Raw genomic sequence first — 17,768 nt, 5'->3', positions numbered from 1 at the left:
CGCCAAGAGCTGGCCGATGTGGACATGGTCTTACCGGAGACGGTTAGTGACACCCTGTCTGACAATATTTGGGGCCTTTGGCTGGACATTTTTTTACCGACTATATGGTCCAAGGCAAGATCAAGGAAGCCATCAAGCAATTGGAAGACTTTCGCCAGGTTATCGAAGACCTGATCGTTAAAATCGACACGGAGATCGACCTCCTGGAAGACGGACTGGAAGGGGAAGAAGACGACCCGTTCGAGGATGAAATTTGGTAGGGGTTGCTACCTATCGCTTTCATAGATTTAAATGAAGAGGCTAACAAACACCCCAGCTCCTGTCTGTCAAGAGCTGGGGTGTTTTAGTCTTATTTGAATCAAGAATCCTGCCCCAGCCGGTAATGTATGATAAGGATTAGGGCGCAGATAAAGAGGGAGACGGCAAAGAAGGGCAGTAAAATCGGAATGTAGTGAGCTACTAATAGGAAAATGACTAGGGCTATCAATTGGTAGAGGGGGATCTTGTAGTCGGAAAAGATTAGTTGGACGGCACTTGCTATGGCTTCGCCAATATTGTAGCCATAACTCGCAAAGATGAGGTAGTTGCAAGTCAAGATTAAGAAGAGGAGTCCGGCAAGTATGATGAGAAGGTTGAGGACAATGGAGAGGGATGAGATAAAGGTATAAAAGGAGGCCAACAAGCCCATCGCTACATTAAAGAGGAGGCCGTCCGCAAAGTTCCGCAAGTAATTGCCCTTAAAATACCCTAGGTAGCGGTTCATGAGCTGGTCTTCTTCCTCGTTGACAATAAAGTCCCGGATCAAGGCAAAGAGGCTGGCTGTGGCTGGGAAAACAAGGAGGGGTAAGGAGAAAAGCAAGAGGATGGTGGACAGGATGGCTGCGGTAAAGTCCCTGGCAAAGATCTGTAAAATGATAAAGAGGAAGACTGGGAGGTTGAAGAGGGACCAGATCAAATTGCTTTTGACACTAAAGCGGAAAATCTGGTTAAAAAAAGTAAAAGGCTCAGATTGATTAAAATTTCTCAAAAGTACTGGCTCCTTACTGGATTTGTCTTATATGTAAAGAAAATGTAAAATTGTGATTTTATATCAATGTAATCTATTTTACCAAAAATATGAATGGATACCAATATATCTGAAAAATTTGTTAGATTTTAAACCCCAGACCATGGCTAAAGCCTTATCCCATACCAAAATGAAGGTAGCCACTCCAACCAGGTATCCATTTTGAGAATGTAAAGGGGAAAATGTTTTAAGATAATATAACTAAAGTAATTTAATCTAAATGTAATATTTATCTCTTGGTAGAACAATTTTGAGAAAATGTTGGGGGACTTTCGAAGAGGGGTACTTGGTTTGAGCTTATAGACTACTTTTCCAGTGGTATATAAATGGATCAGTAAAATATTTGCTAAATATAATAGCCCCAAAGCTTCTCCATTGAAACTTCGGGGCTTTCAGTGTTTTTAGTACTGTCAATTTACCGCTTATGCCATAACATAAAGTTGTCAAATAAATTGTAGACATGTGGAGTAACTAGGCGGGCTTGGGGTAGGTTGATCTCACCCGAAGCCAGGACTTGGTAGGTTTTTTGGTCATCTAAGCGGTGTCGGGCCTCTGCTTCCAGGTTGACTTGGTCCTTGCTGGAAGCGGGTAGGGCCAATTTTTTGCTGTATTTTTTAATTTCCCATCCCTTGAAGGCGTAACTTTTAAGGGGGATGACCACATCCAGGTAGTGGCTGAGGTCTCGGTAGGTCAAGTTCTCTGGAAAGTCTAAAAAGTAGAGGTCGGCTTGAAAGTTATGTGTGATAAAGTCGATTAAGTCTTGTCCCTGGAGGGAAGTTCCCAACCAGACTTCATAGTTTGGGTCGGTCGTCTCAGCTTCGTCGGCTTGTAAGGTTACTAGCTTGGCCTGGTCGGCAGTGACTTGTTTTTGACCAGTATTTTTTCCGAAAGGTAGGGGATTGCTTCCAACTGGCTTAGCTTTTCTGTGACTTGAATTGGCGGGACGGTCATCGACTTTTCCTTCTTCACTAGTCCTACCCGGAGCTTGCTTCGGCCAATCGCTTTTAATATTAAAGGACTGGTAGCCCAAGTAGCGGCCCCGAGTTCCTGGCTGGACATAGCTTGTGCCAGAAGGAGTGATCCCAGCATTGGTGAAGTGCTGGTGGCCGGCAATAAGGCCGTCAATCTGGGGATAAGCCGCCAGGATTTCCCCGGCCTGGTCTTCCAAGTTAGGGTAATTGTAGCGGTGGCCTGTCATGGGGTCCAGGCTAAAGCCACCGTGGTAGGCTACTAGGACTAAGTCAACTTGACTAGCAAGTTCGTCCAGCCATTGGTCGACTGCTTCCAGGGCATCTCCCACCAAGGTTTGATGGCGCACTTCTGGCCGGGCGATTTGGCTGTAGCCACCGGTTAAGAGGCCAATAACCCCAACTTTCCCCCCTTGGACCGTCTTGATGGCATAAGGGGGGAAGATTCGCTCACCTTCACTGTCAAAGAGATTAGCACAAATATAAGTGGCCTCTAGCTTCTGGACTTGGGTGACTAACCAGTCTAGGCCATAGTCCAGGTCATGGTTGCCTGGGATCATAATGTCATAGCCCAGGCGGTTGGCCACTTCAACAAAGGGACTAGGGTCAGACTGAATATAGTGGAAAGTAGCTTGGGGACTCCCGGTTAGGAAGTCCCCATTGTCAATTAGGAGGCTGGAATCGTTGATAAAGTCAACCACCTGGTTTAAACCTTCTTGGGTATAAGCATGTACATCGGTCGTAGATAAAATTTGAATTTGTTGCATAAGCTCACCTAGCTTATCCTAATTTTTTCCGGATCAAGGAAGACAGTTGGTCAAAGATCAAGACAATGATAATGATGGCCAGGAGTATAATGGAGACCCGGGGCCAGTTACGGGCTTGTAAAGCGAAGATAATAGGGGCCCCGATCCCACCAGCCCCAACCAAACCGAGTGTGGTAGCGGACCGGATGGAAATTTCGAAGTTGATCATAATATAAGTGAAGGCAGGACTGATGGTCTGTGGCAGGATAGCGTATTGGAAGGTTTGGAAGCTAGTTGAGCCAGAAGATTCCAAGCCTTCAATGGGTGTTGAGTCAATGGCATCCATGGCCTCCGCAACTTGCTTGGACAAGGTTCCAACTAGTTGCAGACCCAGGGCCAGGGCACCGGCAAAGGGTCCGGGACCGACCACAATAACGAAGATTAAACCATAAATCAAGGTAGGGATAGCTCGCAAGATATCTAACAAAAATCGGCCTACTTTTGGGACAAAGCTATTTTGGCCCCAGATAATATTGGAACTAAGTAGGATAAAGGGGATGGAGATGAGTGACCCGATGATGGTTCCGTAAAAGGCAATGGCGATGGTTTCGACCATTAGTGGGATTAAGGATTCACCCGTCCCCGTATAGATATAAGCCCATTCCGGACTGGTCAGACCAATAAAGGTCGAAACTAGGTTATCCAAAGAAAACTGACTCAGGTTGGAATAGTCCAGGGCCAGCATGGAGAGGATAACCAGGATTAAGATAATAAAGAAGAATTTTTTGGTATCGAATTTTAATCTTTTTTGACTCATTTAGGCCATCTCCTTCTCAATTAAGCCGGTGATCCAGTCAATGATCACAACCATGAGCAGGATAAAGAGGATAATGACGGCTACCCGGTCATAGCGGAGGAGGCTCATTTGGGCATTCAGCATGGTTCCAATCCCACCCGCTCCAACGTATCCTAAGACGGCAGAAGCTCGGACATTGATCTCAAAGGCAAAAAGGCTGTAGGACCAGACCAAAAATTCTACTTGGGGCCAAACGGAGTTAAGGGCAATTTGAAAGCGGGTTGCCCCAACAGCTTCATCAGATTCCAAGGGGCCCAGGTCAATGTTTTCGATTGCTGCATAAAGCCACTGGGAGACAATCCCAAAGGTAAAGATGGTGATGGTTACAACCCCAGTGAAAGACCCAATCCCAATGATGGTTACAAAGATTGCCCCCAAAAGAAGGTTAGGAATAGTCCGGACAAGGGAGTAGAAGGTCCGGAAGATGAAGGTAACCAGCTTGTTTTTGGTCACAATTTCAGTCCCTAAAAAAGCTGCAGGGATGGCTAGGATGACACCAAAAAAGGTCCCAGCAAGCGACATGGCCAGGGTTTCCAAAATCGGAACCAAGAGGTCAGGGATGTAGGAGAAGTCAGGTCGGGCAAAGCCGTTTAGAAAGTTGACTAAGTAAGACTGGTCAGAAAAGACATCTGACCAAGAAGAGTTTATAGCTTGGGCCGACATGAAGAAGAGGAGGAGGATAATGACCAATATGAGGAGCTTTTGGGGTAGCTTGTCGTGAATGGTATCTTTTAATTTCAAGCCTATGCCTCCCTCTTGTCTTGGTCGGAGAAGATATCTTGTCCGTAAATTTCACCTAATCGCTGGTCGGTGGCTTCTTCGGTTGGACCGTCAAAGACAATCTCCCCACTTCGCATCCCAATAACGCGGTCGGCGTATTCCCGGGCAAGGTCAATGGAGTGAATGTTGACTAACACAGTCTTGTTTAAGTCACGATTAATGGTCCGGATGTCATCCATAACAGACTTAGAGGTAATGGGGTCCAGGGAAGCAACAGGTTCATCTGCTAAGATAATGTCAGCTTCTTGAACCAAAGTCCGGGCAATGGAGACCCGCTGCTGTTGACCACCTGATAAGTCACCGGACCGGGTTTTCAACTTGTCACCCAGCCGGACTTGGTCTAGAGCTTGTTCAACTTTTTGGTAGTCTTCTTTGGAAAATTTACCAATCAAGGATTCCCAATTGCTGTAGTAGCCCAGACGACCAGAGAGGACATTTTTTTGGACCGTGTTTCTTCTAACCAGGTTGAAGTGTTGGAAGATCATACCGATATTCCGGCGCATGTGGCGTAATTCTTTAGGCTTGGCCTGGGTAATGGACTTGTTGTCGATAAAAATTTCACCTTCAGTGAGGTCGATCAGGCGGTTAATGGACCGCAGGAGGGTGGACTTGCCGGCACCAGAAAGTCCGATAATGGCGATAAATTCCCCCTTATCAATTTTGAGGTTGACATTGTTCAAGCCGACAGTTCCGTTGCTGTAAACAATGCGGGCATTTTTAAATTCAATCATCTATCTCTCTCCTATACATGACTCGAAAACGAACAGGACAAGATGAACGGACTGCAAGCTTAATCAGCAGCCAGTTCAGTGTATTGGTTTAGGGTATCGTAGGCTTCTTCATCGGGTTCAGTGTAGTCTTGGTGGCCCCATAAGCCCATGACTTCTTGACCGGTTTCGTCTTCAGGCATTTGTCTGAAAGCCTCAGCGATTTGGTCTTTTAAGTCTTGGTCCATGTCAGGTTGAACAGCGATGGCGTCGTTTGGAATGTCACCTTCAGTCAGGTAAAGGACACGCAAATCTTCAACTAAATCGTTGTCACCGACAGCATCTTGGAAAACGTAGCGGGCTCCTTCAAAGACAAAAGCAGCATCTTGTTGGCCGTTGAGGACAGCAGTTAGTTGAGAAGGAATGTCGTTAACAGTGGTGAAGGTGATATCACTGAGGTCGATACCTGCTTCGTTCATTTCAGCAACAGGATAGATGTAACCAGCAGCAGAAGAAGGAGACAAGGTAGCGATGTTAGCCCCAGCCAAGTCCTCTAAGTTCTGCAAGTCGCTGTCTGCTTTAACGAGAACTTCTCCTTTGAAAGATGGGGTTGTTTCCCCTTCAAGCGGTTCTCCAGTTTCACGGTCATAAGCTTCCAGTTCTGAGGACAAGACAGCTTCAGCCGCTCCCATGTCTCGAGCTTGGACATAGGCAGCTGGTGGCATGATCCCCAAGTCAACTTGGTCTGACCCCATGGCTTGGACAATGGTAGAAAAGTCAGTCGCCAGTGTCACGTTAACTTCTCTATCTAATTTTTCAGACAGGTAGTCTTCAAAAGGTTCAGCCATAGCTTCCATTGAACCATCGTTGTTGGTTGGGACAAACTGAACTTGTAAGGTCTCAGGAGAAGTGTCGCCACCTTCAGCTGATTCTGTATCACCTTCGTTGTTACACCCGACTAAAGCTAGTGTAGTGGCCGACATTAGACAAAATTTCTGCATCATTTTTTCCAAAATATTCACTCCTTCATAAATACTGGCCTTATTATACAAGGGACATGTAGACTTCCAGTCAATTTAGTGTAAAGTTTAAGTAAAACACCTATCATCTAATCATAGGATAACGCTTCAGGCAAGAGAAAGACAGACTTTTAGTCAAAAATCAAGGAATGGAGCATTCCTTATATTAAAAATTAATAAGACATCTAAAACTTGTTCCGGGCTGGAAGCTAAGATGCTTGTAGCTAATGGCCTCGTCAAACTTATTTTGCCACTTGTATTTAATCTTGGCTTTTCATATAATGAAAGTGATATCTTAAAGTGCTTTCACAAAAGATAGTCGTGGGGCCACTGGCTGTTGCGAAAGACAAGGTATTGAAACCGCTGTCAATCTTCAGCCTTGCCAGTACATAAATACAAATTGGAAGAGAGGTGGACTGGTATTTTTGATCAAACAAAGCCAATAGGTCGAAATTTGCAGATCTGGATTGTTGGAAGTAAGGATATTATTTTAAGGGAGTAGAAACCAATGGACGCCAACCGTATCAAACAAATAAGGTCATTGATTGAATTTTTGAGCCGCATTTTGGGGGACCACTACGAAATTGTTTTTCATGTGATCAATGAGGATAAGACTTATATCGACACGATTATTAACGGCCATATTAGTGGCAGAACCGAGGATTCCCCTTTAACCAAATTTGCCTTGGAATTAATCGAGTCCAAAGTTTACCTTGAGCGGCACTATGTGACCCACTACAAGACCGTTACCAAGGATAATAAGCGATTGCAGGGGTCGACCTTTTTTATTATGGACGAAGATAATCAAGCTATTGAAGGTATGTTATGTTTTAACCTAGACTATTCTGGCCGGGTGGACTTGGCCAATGCCATTTTAAAAGACCTCAACCTGTCCTTGCTGCCGGGTGAATTGCAGACTGAAAGTTTAGAAGCTCAACCAGCGGAAGACGATTTCACTGAAATCCTATCAGAAAGTGTCAAGGATACCATCAAACAATTCATTGGTGTGGACTTACAAACCGATAACTTGACCCTGACCCAGGAAGCAAGGCTGGATATTGTTAAAGTTTTAGAAGAGAAAAATATTTTCCAACTGAAGGGAGCAGTTACCGAGGTGGCAGACCTTCTGGGGGTTTCTGAACCCACCATTTACCGCTACAGGACTAAAATTCAAAAAGAAAAAATGAACTAATGGCAGTGTCAGTTACTGTTTTGAGCATGGACCTTAAGATGGGGTCCATGCTCTTTTTTGTGCGATAAATTTCAGTGACTAAGATTCTTATCCTGATAATAAATTATCCTCGCTCACCGTTAGAATGCAAAAAATAAGTGAAAAGGATAACAGTAATTTTCAGTTTAGATGCCAAATCATCCGAGATAAAAGATAAATTTCATCTTCTAAACCTTCAATATTACAATATTTAAAAGGCTTTCTCATGGCGAGCCAATAAAATTCATCAAAATATGTTCAATAGATAACTTGACTGCGCTTTCAAGTGGTTGTAAGCTATTATTGTGATGATAATAAATTATTATCAATACGATAAAGAAAGGAGGCTAATTAGGTGGATTTAGTTATTGGTATTGTATTGCTCTTGTTGGTGCTGGCCTTCTTTACTTTGTTTACCTTCAAGGCTCCCTATGGCCGGAAGACCATGAGTGCATTTGCGGATGCCTCGGTGGCAACTCTTTTGGTCGAAGCCTTCCTGAGTTCATTTGTTGGGAATGTCTTCGGCATCGAGTTTTTTACAAATTTAGGTGATGCCGCTGGTTCATTGGGTGGGTCAGCCACCGCTTTGTTGGTCATCATGGCAATTGGCGGTTCTCCAGTCAATGCGGTTTTAATCGGGGCTTCCATCTACGGCTTTGGGATTTTGCCAGGTCTTGTTGTGGGCTATGTCATGTCTTACTTAGTGAAGTTGATTGAAGACAAAATTCCAGAAGGCGTTGACCTCTTGGTAATGATCTTGTTCTTAGCTCCCTTATCAAGAGGACTGGCCTTGATCAGTGACCCGGTAGTCACAGCCCTCCTATCCAATATTGGTCGGGCTATTGCAGCCAGCGCTGAAAGTGCCCCAGCAGTGATGGGCTTTGTCGTTGGTGGCATTATGGCAGTTGTGGGCTCTTCCCCAATTTCGTCCATGGCACTGTCTGCTATGCTCCAACTGACCGGTCTCCCAATGGCGGCGACCACCATGGCCATTTGGTCATCATCCTTTATCAACTTGGTCATGTACAGCCAGCTCAACTTGGGTGGCAAGAGAGAAAGCTTGTCTGTTTTTGTTGAGCCGAAGACCCAGGTTGACCTGACATCAGCCAACCCGCTTCCCATCTACCTAGCCAATATTATTGGCGGAGGCATATCCGGTTCAGTGGTTGCCTTGATGGGGATGAACAACATGGCTTCCAGTACAGCAACCCCATTTGCCGGTTTGGCCGTTATGTTTGCCTATAACCCCGTTCAACAAGTTATAATAGCAGCCGTGATCACTGTGGTCATCGGAGCCGTCGTTGCCTTTATCGTTGCTAAAATTTGGCACAACCGCCACCTCCCAATTACCACAACAGCTGATTTGAATGCGAGTGAAAATTCTTAAGTTCGTCACACCACTATCAAACTACCCTTTCGTTTTGAATAAAGTTAACTATCTAATTTATCAATAGGAGTGTGTTAATTATGGCTAAGGAAATTGCCGGAAAAACAGTGGAACAATGGACCCAAGGAAACCCCTACATCCATGACATTGTGGATGGGAAACCAGTTTTCTGGGTCAATGACAAGAAAGGAAACTTTGAAGCAGAAAAAGACCAAGTCCAATTCTCTGCCGAAGACATTAAGGATGCAGCCGACCGTTGGGATCGTTTTGCACCATGGTTTGAAATTGCTTTTGATGACACCAAGGAAACAAAAGGCATTATCGAAGGTCCTTACACTCGAATTGACAATTTTAAAGCAGATGTGGAAAAACGCTACGATGTTGACATAGCTGGTAATATGTACGTCAAACGGGATGACCTCTTGCCAATCGCTGGAACTATCAAAGCTCGTGGGGCTATCTATGAAGTCATCCACCACGCTGAAGAGTTAGCCATCGAAAAAGGTCTATTGTCCGGGTTTGATGATGACTATACTAAATTTGCTTCAGATGAATTTAAAGATGCCTTCAGTAATTACAGTGTGGTTGTTGGGACAACCGGTAACCTTGGTATTTCGGTCGGGGTCACTGCCGCAGCATTTGGCTTCCAATCGATTGTCCATATGTCCTCTGATGCCAAACAATGGAAAAAAGACTTCTTGCGCAAAAACGGAGCTGAAGTGGTTGAGCACAACACTGACTTTACTGAAGCGGTCAACCAGGGACGTCGAGCTTCTGAAGCAGATCCTAACTCTTACTTTGTCGATGATGAAGATTCCATCTACCTCTACTTGGGCTACACCACAGCTGCTCAACGTCTGGCTAAACAGCTAGAAGATGACGGCATTAAAGTGGATGATGACCACCCACTCTTCTTATGGTTACCATGTGGTGTTGGTGGTTCTCCAGGTGGCATTACCTTTGGGGCTAAACACATTTTTGGCGACAATGTTAATGCCTTCTTTGCTGAACCAACCCATGTTCCTTCCTTGCTAATCGGTATTTTAACCGGTCAGTTCTCCGGGGTTCACGTCGGCGACTTTGGGATCGATGGTCAAACCGTCATGGACGGGCTAGCTGTGCCTCGTACTTCCCAATTTGTGTCACAGGTGATGGAACACTTCTTTGACGGAGGTTACACCTTAACCGATGATGAAGCCAACCATAACTTGACCCGTCTTTACGATACAGAAGAGATTTTCCTTGAACCCGCTGCAACTGCTGGACTATCGGGGCCTGCCTACCTCTTCAAGTCTGAAGAAGGGCAAAAATACATTAAAGACAAAGGCTTGAACATGGATAATGCCACCCACATTGCCTGGGGAACCGGTGGATCAATGGTTCCTGAAGAAGACCGCAAAGTCTTCTACCAAGCAGGTGTCGAAAAATAAAAAATAAAGGGCTTGCATTTATCCCTTTAAAGTGGTAGAGTTTATCCACAAACAAAATATTCTGAAAAATATAGGACTAGTAGTGGATGGGTTATTTACAGAAAGGCCATGGTGGATGCGAATGGTCAGTAACCCTCCATGAATCCCCCTGTTTAGATTGAAGACGTAAGTCTAGTTGACTAAGTCATTCCGGTAGCCGCCGTTATGGTTTGAGTGTTTGGGTATAGCTGTACTCAAATAGTAGGGTGGTACCGCGCAATGAATTGGTATTAAACTGTTTCGTCCCTAAAAGATGTCTGGTCATCTTTTAGGATGGCGGAACAGTTTTTTTATACAAAAGATTAGGAGAGTGGCAAAAATGATTGACATGAAGCAGTTGAAAAATGATTTTGAAGCTGTCGCCCAAAATTTACAGACCCGCGGGACTAGCCGGGAAGACTTGCAAAAGGCCCTGGATTATTACACGCAAAGAACTCATCTGGTAGCTGAGTTAGACAAGCTGCGGAATAAACGGAATACCGTTTCTGAAGAGATCGGCAAGCAAAAACGTGCGGGTCAAGACGCTGACGACCAAGTCCAAGAAATGCGGGACCTTGGAAAAGAAATTGAAGCCAAAGAAAAGCAAGTCCGGGAATTAGAAGATGCTGAATTTGAAATCATGGCCCGGGTTCCTAATATTGGGGCTGAAGGCATTCCAGTTGGCGAAGATGAAGATGCTAATGAGGAAATCCACCGTAAAGGCGATCATCCAAGGTTTGACTTTGAGCCTAAAGCCCACTATGAGTTAGGGGAAGAATTAGGAATTTTAGACTTTGAGAATGGGGCCCGGGTTGCCGGCTCTCGCTTCTTATACTATGTAGGCTTGGGGGCTCGCTTGGAGCGAGCAGTTTATAACTTTATGCTCACCCAGCAACATGAGAATGGTTATGTAGAAATGATTACCCCTTATTTGGTCAATGACAATGCCATGTACGGGACTGGTCAGTACCCTAAATTTACCGAAGATACCTACCGGGTGGATAATGTTGATGACCGCAGCATGAGCTTGATTCCAACCGCTGAAGTTCCCTTGACCAACTACTTCGGAGACAATATTTGGGACAAGGCAGACCTACCTTTCAAGGTAACGGCCCTATCTCCCTGCTTCCGGTCAGAAGCCGGTTCAGCTGGCCGGGACACCCGGGGCTTGATCCGCTTGCACCAGTTCCATAAGGTTGAGATGGTCCGAATTTCTACTCCAGAAGATTCATTTAACCAGTTAGAAGAAATGACTGCAAATGCCGAAGACATCCTGGCTAAATTGGGCTTGCCTTACCGCCGAATTGTCTTGAGTACAGGGGACATGGGCTTTTCTGCGACTAAAACTTATGATGTAGAGGTTTGGCTCCCGGCCCAAGATACCTACCGTGAAATTTCTTCATGTTCTAACTGTTACGACTTCCAAGCTAGACGGGCTAAGATCCGCTTGAGAGATGAGGATGGCAATGTCCGCCTAGCCCACACCTTGAACGGTTCTGGTCTGGCAGTTGGGCGAACAGTTGCTGCGATTATGGAAAACTATCAAAATGCGGACGGGTCAATTGACATTCCAGAAGTTCTGGTCCCTTACATGGGTGGCATCACCCAAATCAACAAAGAAAACGCCCTTGGTAAAAAGGTCAAATAGAAGTTAAATAGCCCACCCATAGCCTATGGGTGGGCTATATTTTTGCCAATAACAATTCTAAAATAAAGGGAATAATTTGAGAAAAAAATTATAGCCTTAAAGAAGACACTCGGTTCAAGAAGCAGAACCCGATTTCTTAAAGTTAGCCTTCCGTTCAAGAAAAGCGACTAAAAAGTCTCGAGCAAAAGTGCTCGTTTGAGAATAAGTTTGTTGCTTGATGGCCAAGTTGTGCGATAGAAAAACCCAATCTAAGACAAAGTTAGCGACTAGCAATTGGTTAAAATTTGAAGGGTTTAACCGAGGCGATAGGATTCTTTAATTTTTAAACCAAACATAGGTTCTTATTATTGGTCTACCCTTAAAGCATGGTATAATAGAAGCAATTTCAAACAAGAGAAATGGATGTAAGGAGTTGAAGAGATGCGGATTTTACATACGGCGGACTGGCACCTAGGGAAGATTGTCAATGAGTTTTCCCTCCTGGACGACCAAATAGCCATGCTTGACCAATTAATTGAAATCATAAAGGAAGAGAAAATTGATGCTCTTTTGATGGCAGGCGATCTCTACGACCGGGGGGTTCCGCCTAAACAAGCAGTGTTAGCCTTTAATGACTTCCTCAACCGGATGATGGCTGAAGTGAAGATCCCTATCTTGATGATTGCGGGCAACCACGACAGCAATGAACGATTGGAATTTGGGAATGGTTTGTTCAAGCTAAATGATGTTTATATAGAAGGAACATTTAAGCCCAAGACTAAGATGGTTGACTTGGGCGGGGTTCATGTCTACCTCATGCCCTTTGCGGACCATATTTGGGTCCGGCAAGAATTGGACATGGAAGACCAGATTAAAAATCTGGAAGAAGCCATCCAAGTTCAGGTTGACCAGATTGTCCAAGGCCCTGACTTTGACCCTCATGCCTTTAACATCCTAACCATGCATGGTTATGTTGTCAACCAGAGTCGGGATTCGATTGAAGAGTCGGACTCTGAACGCCCCTTAAGTATTGGGACAACTGAATATGTGGATGCTTCTATTTTCGACGACTTTGACTATGTAGCCTTGGGTCACTTGCACGGCCCACAACAGGTTAAACGGGAGTCCATTCGCTACAGTGGCTCCTTGCTCAAGTACTCCAAATCTGAAGTCAACCACCACAAGCAAGTGGTTATTTTGGATATCGACCAGGACCGGGACCCGGTCTTGAAGCTTGAAACCCGAGACCTCATCCCAGACCGGGACATGCGGGTTTTGCGCGGGACTTTTGACGACTTGATCCAGGGCCAGTCTGACGACTATATCTTTTTTGACCTGGAAGACCCGGCTTATATCATGGATGCCATGTCCCGTTTGCGCAAAAAATATCCCAATGCCATGGGGATCGATTATGTCAATTTAAAAGGAAGACAAGTCGATCCTGCAAGGGGTCAAGATGTCAGCGACATGCGACAATTGGCTATTGACGACCTCTTCCAGCAATTTTTCCAAAATTACAGGGGGCAAGCCCTGACCGACCAGCAGTTGGAAATTGTCCAAGAAGTTGCCAATCTGGCCAACCAGGCAATCCAGGAAGGAGACGAATAAATGAGACCTGTTCAATTAGTCATGAGTGCCTTTGGTCCATTTAAGGACAGGGTTGTTATTGATTTTAGCCAGTTCAACCAAGCCTCTCTTTTTCTTTTGACTGGGCCAACAGGGTCTGGCAAAACGACTATCTTTGATGCTATCTCCTACGCTCTCTATGGGTCAGCCAGTGGCCAGGTCCGGGATGCCAGCAATCTTAAGTCAGACTACGCAGATGGCAGTCAGCTGTGCTACGTGTCATTGACTTTTACTCTGGGCGAAAAAACAGTCCAAGTTTACCGTCAGCCCAAGCAGACTGGCCCCGGTAAGACCAAGGATGGGGTCCAGTTGAACGCGGAGTTTTCCCTTAAGGTGGATGGCCAGGTCTGGGAGACCAAGATATCTGAAGCTAAAGATGCAATGGAGAACTTGTTGGGGCTGACAGCTGACCAATTCAAGCAAATTGTTATGCTACCTCAAGGGGAGTTTCGTAAACTCTTAACTGCAAGTAGTAAGGACAAGGAGGCAATCTTCCGCAATATTTTTAAAACGGATATTTTCCAGATCTTTGAAAAGCTCTTATCCGATCGCTACAAGTCCTACGAGGCAGACTTAGACAACTCCCAAACTAAATTGGCCCAGGTCGTTGACGCCATTCAAGTGGCAGATTGGGATAAAAACCCTAAACTCAGCCAGGCTGTTAAAGAAAAAGACTATACTGGCATGATGGAGGGTCTTAGTCAGGAAATTGACCGGGACCAAGCCCAAGTCGGTGCCCTAGACCAGGCTATTAAGAAATTAGAGGGGGACTTGAACCAACTTGATAAGTACATTGAACACCGGCAAGAACTAGACCAACTTTCCCAGCAAAAGAAAGATTTGGACCAGGCTCAGGACCAAATCAAAGCCTACCAGAAGAGTTTAGACCAGGCTGATCAAGCTAAAAACTTGCAGGAAGTTGACCAAAAACGGGCCAAGACCCAGGATAACTTAAGCCAAAACCAGCAAGCTAAAGAGAAACTGGACAGCAAGTTAGCAGGTTTGGAAAAGGAAGCACAACAGGTCCAAAACCAAATCCAAGCCCACCAAGAAAAACTTGCTGCTATCCCAAAAATGGAAGCAAACCGCCAGCAATTGGAAAAAGAGAAGGGACTTTGGGAAGACTTGTCCCAGCGTTTTAAAGAGGTTGAGGCATTGAAAGCTAACCAGGCCCAAGCCCGGAACCAGGAAAAAGACAAGCAGGAGAAATTAAAAGCAAGTCAAGCTGCCAAGACTGAGCTCGACCAAAAGTTGACGCAATTGCCAAAATGGCGGACCGAATTGAAGGAAGTAGAAGCTAAAAAGATAAGGCTAGACCAAGCAGGACAGGATGCCGACCGCAAGGAAAAAGACTTGACCAATGCCTTGGCAGAGTCCAAGAAAATCGAAGCTAGCAAAGAAGAGGTTAAGGCAAAAGAAGAGGCTTATAACCAGGCTGACCAAGCTTATGTCAAACTTGGCCAGGCCTACTTTGCCAACCAAGCGGCCCTTTTAGCCGACCAATTAGAAGAGGACCAGCCCTGCCCGGTTTGTGGGTCCACCCACCACCCAGCACCGGCCCATTTCGACCAGGGGGAAGTGACCAAGGCTGCCTTAGATAAAAGTGAAGAAGCTAAAAACCAGGCCCAATCAGCCCTCACCCAGGCAGAAAGCAATTTGAACCATTTGCAAGAATCCCTGACAAAAATTTTAAAACCTTACCAAGTTCCCCAATCTGATTTGGAAGAAGCCCACCACCAGGCCCATAAAGACCGGAAAAAATTGAAACAGGAAGCTGAGAAAGCAGCTGACCAAATAGCAGACTTGAACCAGTCTCTTGCCCAAGAAGAAGCTTGGCGAAAGCAAGTTGAAACTTTATTAAAAGAAGCGGAAATTCTCCAGGCCGACTTGCAGGAAATCAAAACCAACTTGGACCGCGACCAGGCCGAACAAGTCAAATTGAAAGAAGAAGTGGAGAACTTGCAAGATCAGCTGACCCAGGAGTCTAAAAGTCAGGTGGAAGAAAGAATTCAAACCATCACGACTGAGATAGAGGGTATTCGGAAAAAGGAAAAAGACTTGGAAGCTCATCAGGTCCAAGTCAACCAAGACCTGACCCAAAAGCAAACCAGTCTTGATTACACAAAAAACCGGATCGAAGAACTGGAAGAAGAATTCCAGGAATATTCGCAAGAATTCAATGACTTAGTCGCTAAGAGTGAAATGGGGACCGACTACCAAGCATACTTGGTTAGTGACAAGGAAATGGACCGGCGGAAAAATGTAATTGACCAACACAAGCAGGCACAAATTGAAGTGACTTCAGCCTTGAAGACCGTTAAAGGCAAACTGCCCCCAGCAGAAGACCAGCTGAGTTTAGAAGAGGCGAAAGCCCAGGAAGAAGACCTGGGTCGACAGAAGGTAGAGCTCCAAGGCCAACGAGACCAGGTCAATGTTCGCAAAGAAGCCAACAAAACACACTTAGCAGACATCCAAAAATACTACCAAGAACAGGCAGACCTTTACAAGACGGCTAGCCTTTATGGAGACCTGAGTGACCTGGCAGGTGGTAAATCGTCCGAGACCAACCGGATTTCCTTTGAACGTTATGTCCTCGGGGTCTACTTTGATGAGATTTTACAAGCCGCCAACCAGCGCCTTGACCAGATGACCAGTGGCCGTTTTAACCTAGAACGACAGCGGGACAACTTTAAGGGAAGTGGTGGCAAGGGGTTAGACCTAGAAGTTTTCGACCAATTTACCGGTAAGAAACGACCGGTCTCTTCCTTGTCTGGTGGAGAAATGTTCAAAGCCTCCCTTTCCTTGGCACTGGGCTTAAGTGATGTCATCCAAGGGCAATTGGGTGGTGTCCAAGTCGATACCCTCTTTGTGGATGAAGGCTTTGGCACCTTGGACCCCGACTCCTTAGACCAGGCAGTCCAAGTCTTAATGGAACTCAACCAAACTGGCCGGTTGGTTGGGATTATCTCCCACGTGGAAGAGCTTAAAGCCCGTATTTCCTCTAAAATTGTCCTCAAGCGCCAACAAACTGGCAGTCAAGTGGAAATTGAAGTCTAAATCTCCACTTTTTAAGGGTTTGGTGTTTTTAACCCTGCCGAGATTAACTCACTCACTTTTGGTGTGACTTACTTCGGTGAAAATCGCCAGTTGGTTTTGGTTCTAAAGGCTAGAATTTATGACAAAGGAGTTGTTGAGATATGTTCCAGACTATCGTATCGGCAGCGGGAGTTTTTGTAGCAACCAGCATCGATTACCTGGTTATTTTGACTCTAATCTTTGCCCAAGTTTCCGGCAACCAGCACAAGGCTGTCATTTATGCCGGCCAGTACCTGGGGACCGGGATCTTAGTAGGGGTCAGCTTGCTTGCAGCCTATGTGGTCAACTTTCTTCCTGAAGATTGGCTAGTGGGTTTGTTGGGTTTGATTCCGATCTTCTTAGGAATCCGCCTTGCCATTCAGGGAGAAGAAGATGATGAGGTGGATGAGTCTTTAATTGACCAGCTAGAGCAAAACCCGTCTCGCCAAGTTTTTTGGACCGTAACCCTCCTCACTATTTCTTCTGGTGGGGACAATTTGGGAGTCTACCTGCCTTACTTTGCTTCCTTAGCCTGGCAGGAAATAGTGGTCGCCCTCTTCGTTTTTGTTATCGGAATTGTTATCCTTTGCGAGCTTAGCCAAAAATTGTCTGAGGCCCCCTTTATCTCTCAAACAGTTGAAAAATACGAACGAGTCATAGTCCCGGTTGTCCTTGTCATACTTGGATTCTACATTATGTTTGAGGCTGGAACTTTGCAAAAATTGATAAGCATGATCGTTTAGCTCAATTGAATATAGCTAGATAGTAGAAACGAGCCGCAGAAGGATCTGTGGCTCGTTTTTATTTGGAGAGTTTTAAACTGAAAAGTTGGTATTGGTGTATCCTGGTTCATTATTTGTCGGCTTGTGGACAGGCGACAACTCAGTTGCCACAGGGGACTGGGTCTTTTAAAACGATCGTTATTATCAAATTTAGGCTTAAGTATAAGGTATTTACTGGATCTCTCAAACAACAAACGTTATATGAGAATCTAGATACTGGTACTTTCAAAGTTGAAACTAGAGAATAATTCAGAATTGGGAAGTTTTGGATTTGAAACGCGACAATTGCTGAGCAATAAAGGAGTTCTGGAGCAAGAACGCGACAATCGGTGAGCGATAAAGGAGTTTTGGCGTAATAACGCGACAATTACTGAGCAATAAAGGAGTTTGGGTGCAATAACGCGACAATCGGTGAGCGATAAAGGAGTTCTGGAGCAATAACGCGACAATTACTGAGCAATAAAGGAGTTT

General features: G+C 45.2%; 14 protein-coding genes. 8 read left to right on the top strand and 6 right to left on the bottom strand.

What is annotated here, in order from left to right:
- Nucleotides 1-77: 77 nt before the first annotated feature.
- On the top strand, nucleotides 78-260 hold the full coding sequence (locus HMPREF9698_RS02965; RefSeq protein WP_147292223.1) for a hypothetical protein: 183 nt from the start codon (nucleotides 78-80) through the stop codon (nucleotides 258-260).
- 98 nt (nucleotides 261-358) lie between these two features.
- On the opposite strand, the gene HMPREF9698_RS02960 is transcribed toward HMPREF9698_RS02965, so the two are convergent.
- The 6 genes from HMPREF9698_RS02960 to HMPREF9698_RS02935 all read right to left on the bottom strand — a co-directional run bounded on the left by HMPREF9698_RS02960 (nucleotide 359) and on the right by HMPREF9698_RS02935 (nucleotide 6,127).
- Nucleotides 359-1,027: a DUF624 domain-containing protein gene (locus tag HMPREF9698_RS02960; protein ID WP_003777162.1), complete on the bottom strand. Its 669-nt coding sequence runs from the start codon at nucleotides 1,025-1,027 to the stop codon at nucleotides 359-361.
- Nucleotides 1,028-1,481: 454 nt separating this feature from the next.
- Nucleotides 1,482-2,801, bottom strand: a complete 1,320-nt coding sequence (locus HMPREF9698_RS08395) for a metallophosphoesterase (protein WP_003777160.1) — start codon at nucleotides 2,799-2,801, stop codon at nucleotides 1,482-1,484.
- 13 nt (nucleotides 2,802-2,814) lie between these two features.
- Nucleotides 2,815-3,597, bottom strand: coding sequence for a phosphonate ABC transporter, permease protein PhnE (gene phnE, locus HMPREF9698_RS02950; protein ID WP_003777159.1), 783 nt, complete (start codon nucleotides 3,595-3,597; stop codon nucleotides 2,815-2,817).
- Entirely contained in the window at nucleotides 3,598-4,377 is a 780-nt protein-coding gene (phnE, locus tag HMPREF9698_RS02945; RefSeq protein ID WP_003777157.1) for a phosphonate ABC transporter, permease protein PhnE, read from the bottom strand. It lies immediately after the preceding gene.
- Between the two features lie 2 nt (nucleotides 4,378-4,379).
- On the bottom strand, nucleotides 4,380-5,147 hold the full coding sequence (gene phnC, locus HMPREF9698_RS02940; RefSeq protein WP_003777156.1) for a phosphonate ABC transporter ATP-binding protein: 768 nt from the start codon (nucleotides 5,145-5,147) through the stop codon (nucleotides 4,380-4,382).
- Nucleotides 5,148-5,206: 59 nt separating this feature from the next.
- Nucleotides 5,207-6,127 carry a phosphate/phosphite/phosphonate ABC transporter substrate-binding protein gene (locus HMPREF9698_RS02935; RefSeq protein ID WP_051011783.1) on the bottom strand — a complete coding sequence of 307 codons (921 nt, stop codon included), beginning with the start codon at nucleotides 6,125-6,127 and terminating at the stop codon, nucleotides 5,207-5,209.
- Nucleotides 6,128-6,650: 523 nt separating this feature from the next.
- On the opposite strand from HMPREF9698_RS02935, the gene HMPREF9698_RS02930 reads away from it, so the two are divergent.
- From HMPREF9698_RS02930 to HMPREF9698_RS02900, 7 genes are all read left to right on the top strand, one after another.
- Nucleotides 6,651-7,334 carry a helix-turn-helix transcriptional regulator gene (locus tag HMPREF9698_RS02930; protein ID WP_003777152.1) on the top strand — a complete coding sequence of 228 codons (684 nt, stop codon included), beginning with the start codon at nucleotides 6,651-6,653 and terminating at the stop codon, nucleotides 7,332-7,334.
- A 373-nt stretch (nucleotides 7,335-7,707) separates the two neighbouring features.
- The gene (locus tag HMPREF9698_RS02925; protein ID WP_003777149.1) at nucleotides 7,708-8,739 is read left to right on the top strand and encodes a PTS sugar transporter subunit IIC; all 1,032 of its coding nucleotides are present in this window, start codon (nucleotides 7,708-7,710) and stop codon (nucleotides 8,737-8,739) included.
- Between the two features lie 80 nt (nucleotides 8,740-8,819).
- The gene (locus HMPREF9698_RS02920; protein ID WP_003777148.1) at nucleotides 8,820-10,169 is read left to right on the top strand and encodes a D-serine ammonia-lyase; all 1,350 of its coding nucleotides are present in this window, start codon (nucleotides 8,820-8,822) and stop codon (nucleotides 10,167-10,169) included.
- 358 nt (nucleotides 10,170-10,527) lie between these two features.
- Nucleotides 10,528-11,835 (top strand): serine--tRNA ligase, encoded by a 1,308-nt coding sequence (gene serS, locus HMPREF9698_RS02915; protein ID WP_003777146.1) that lies wholly within the window; start codon nucleotides 10,528-10,530, stop codon nucleotides 11,833-11,835.
- Nucleotides 11,836-12,255: 420 nt separating this feature from the next.
- On the top strand, nucleotides 12,256-13,422 hold the full coding sequence (locus HMPREF9698_RS02910; protein WP_003777144.1) for an exonuclease SbcCD subunit D: 1,167 nt from the start codon (nucleotides 12,256-12,258) through the stop codon (nucleotides 13,420-13,422).
- A complete protein-coding gene (locus HMPREF9698_RS02905) occupies nucleotides 13,423-16,497 on the top strand; it encodes an AAA family ATPase (RefSeq protein WP_003777142.1) in 3,075 nt (1,024 codons plus the stop codon).
- A 140-nt stretch (nucleotides 16,498-16,637) separates the two neighbouring features.
- Nucleotides 16,638-17,258: a CadD family cadmium resistance transporter gene (locus HMPREF9698_RS02900; protein ID WP_003777141.1), complete on the top strand. Its 621-nt coding sequence runs from the start codon at nucleotides 16,638-16,640 to the stop codon at nucleotides 17,256-17,258.
- The last annotated feature ends 510 nt before the right edge of the window (nucleotides 17,259-17,768 follow it).

This window comes from Alloiococcus otitis ATCC 51267 (genome assembly GCF_000315445.1).
In the GTDB taxonomy this organism is placed as follows: Bacteria; Bacillota; Bacilli; order Lactobacillales; family Carnobacteriaceae_A; genus Alloiococcus; species Alloiococcus otitis.
The sequence above is the reverse complement of the archived record's forward strand: the minus strand, read 5'-3'. Positions and strand labels throughout refer to the sequence as shown.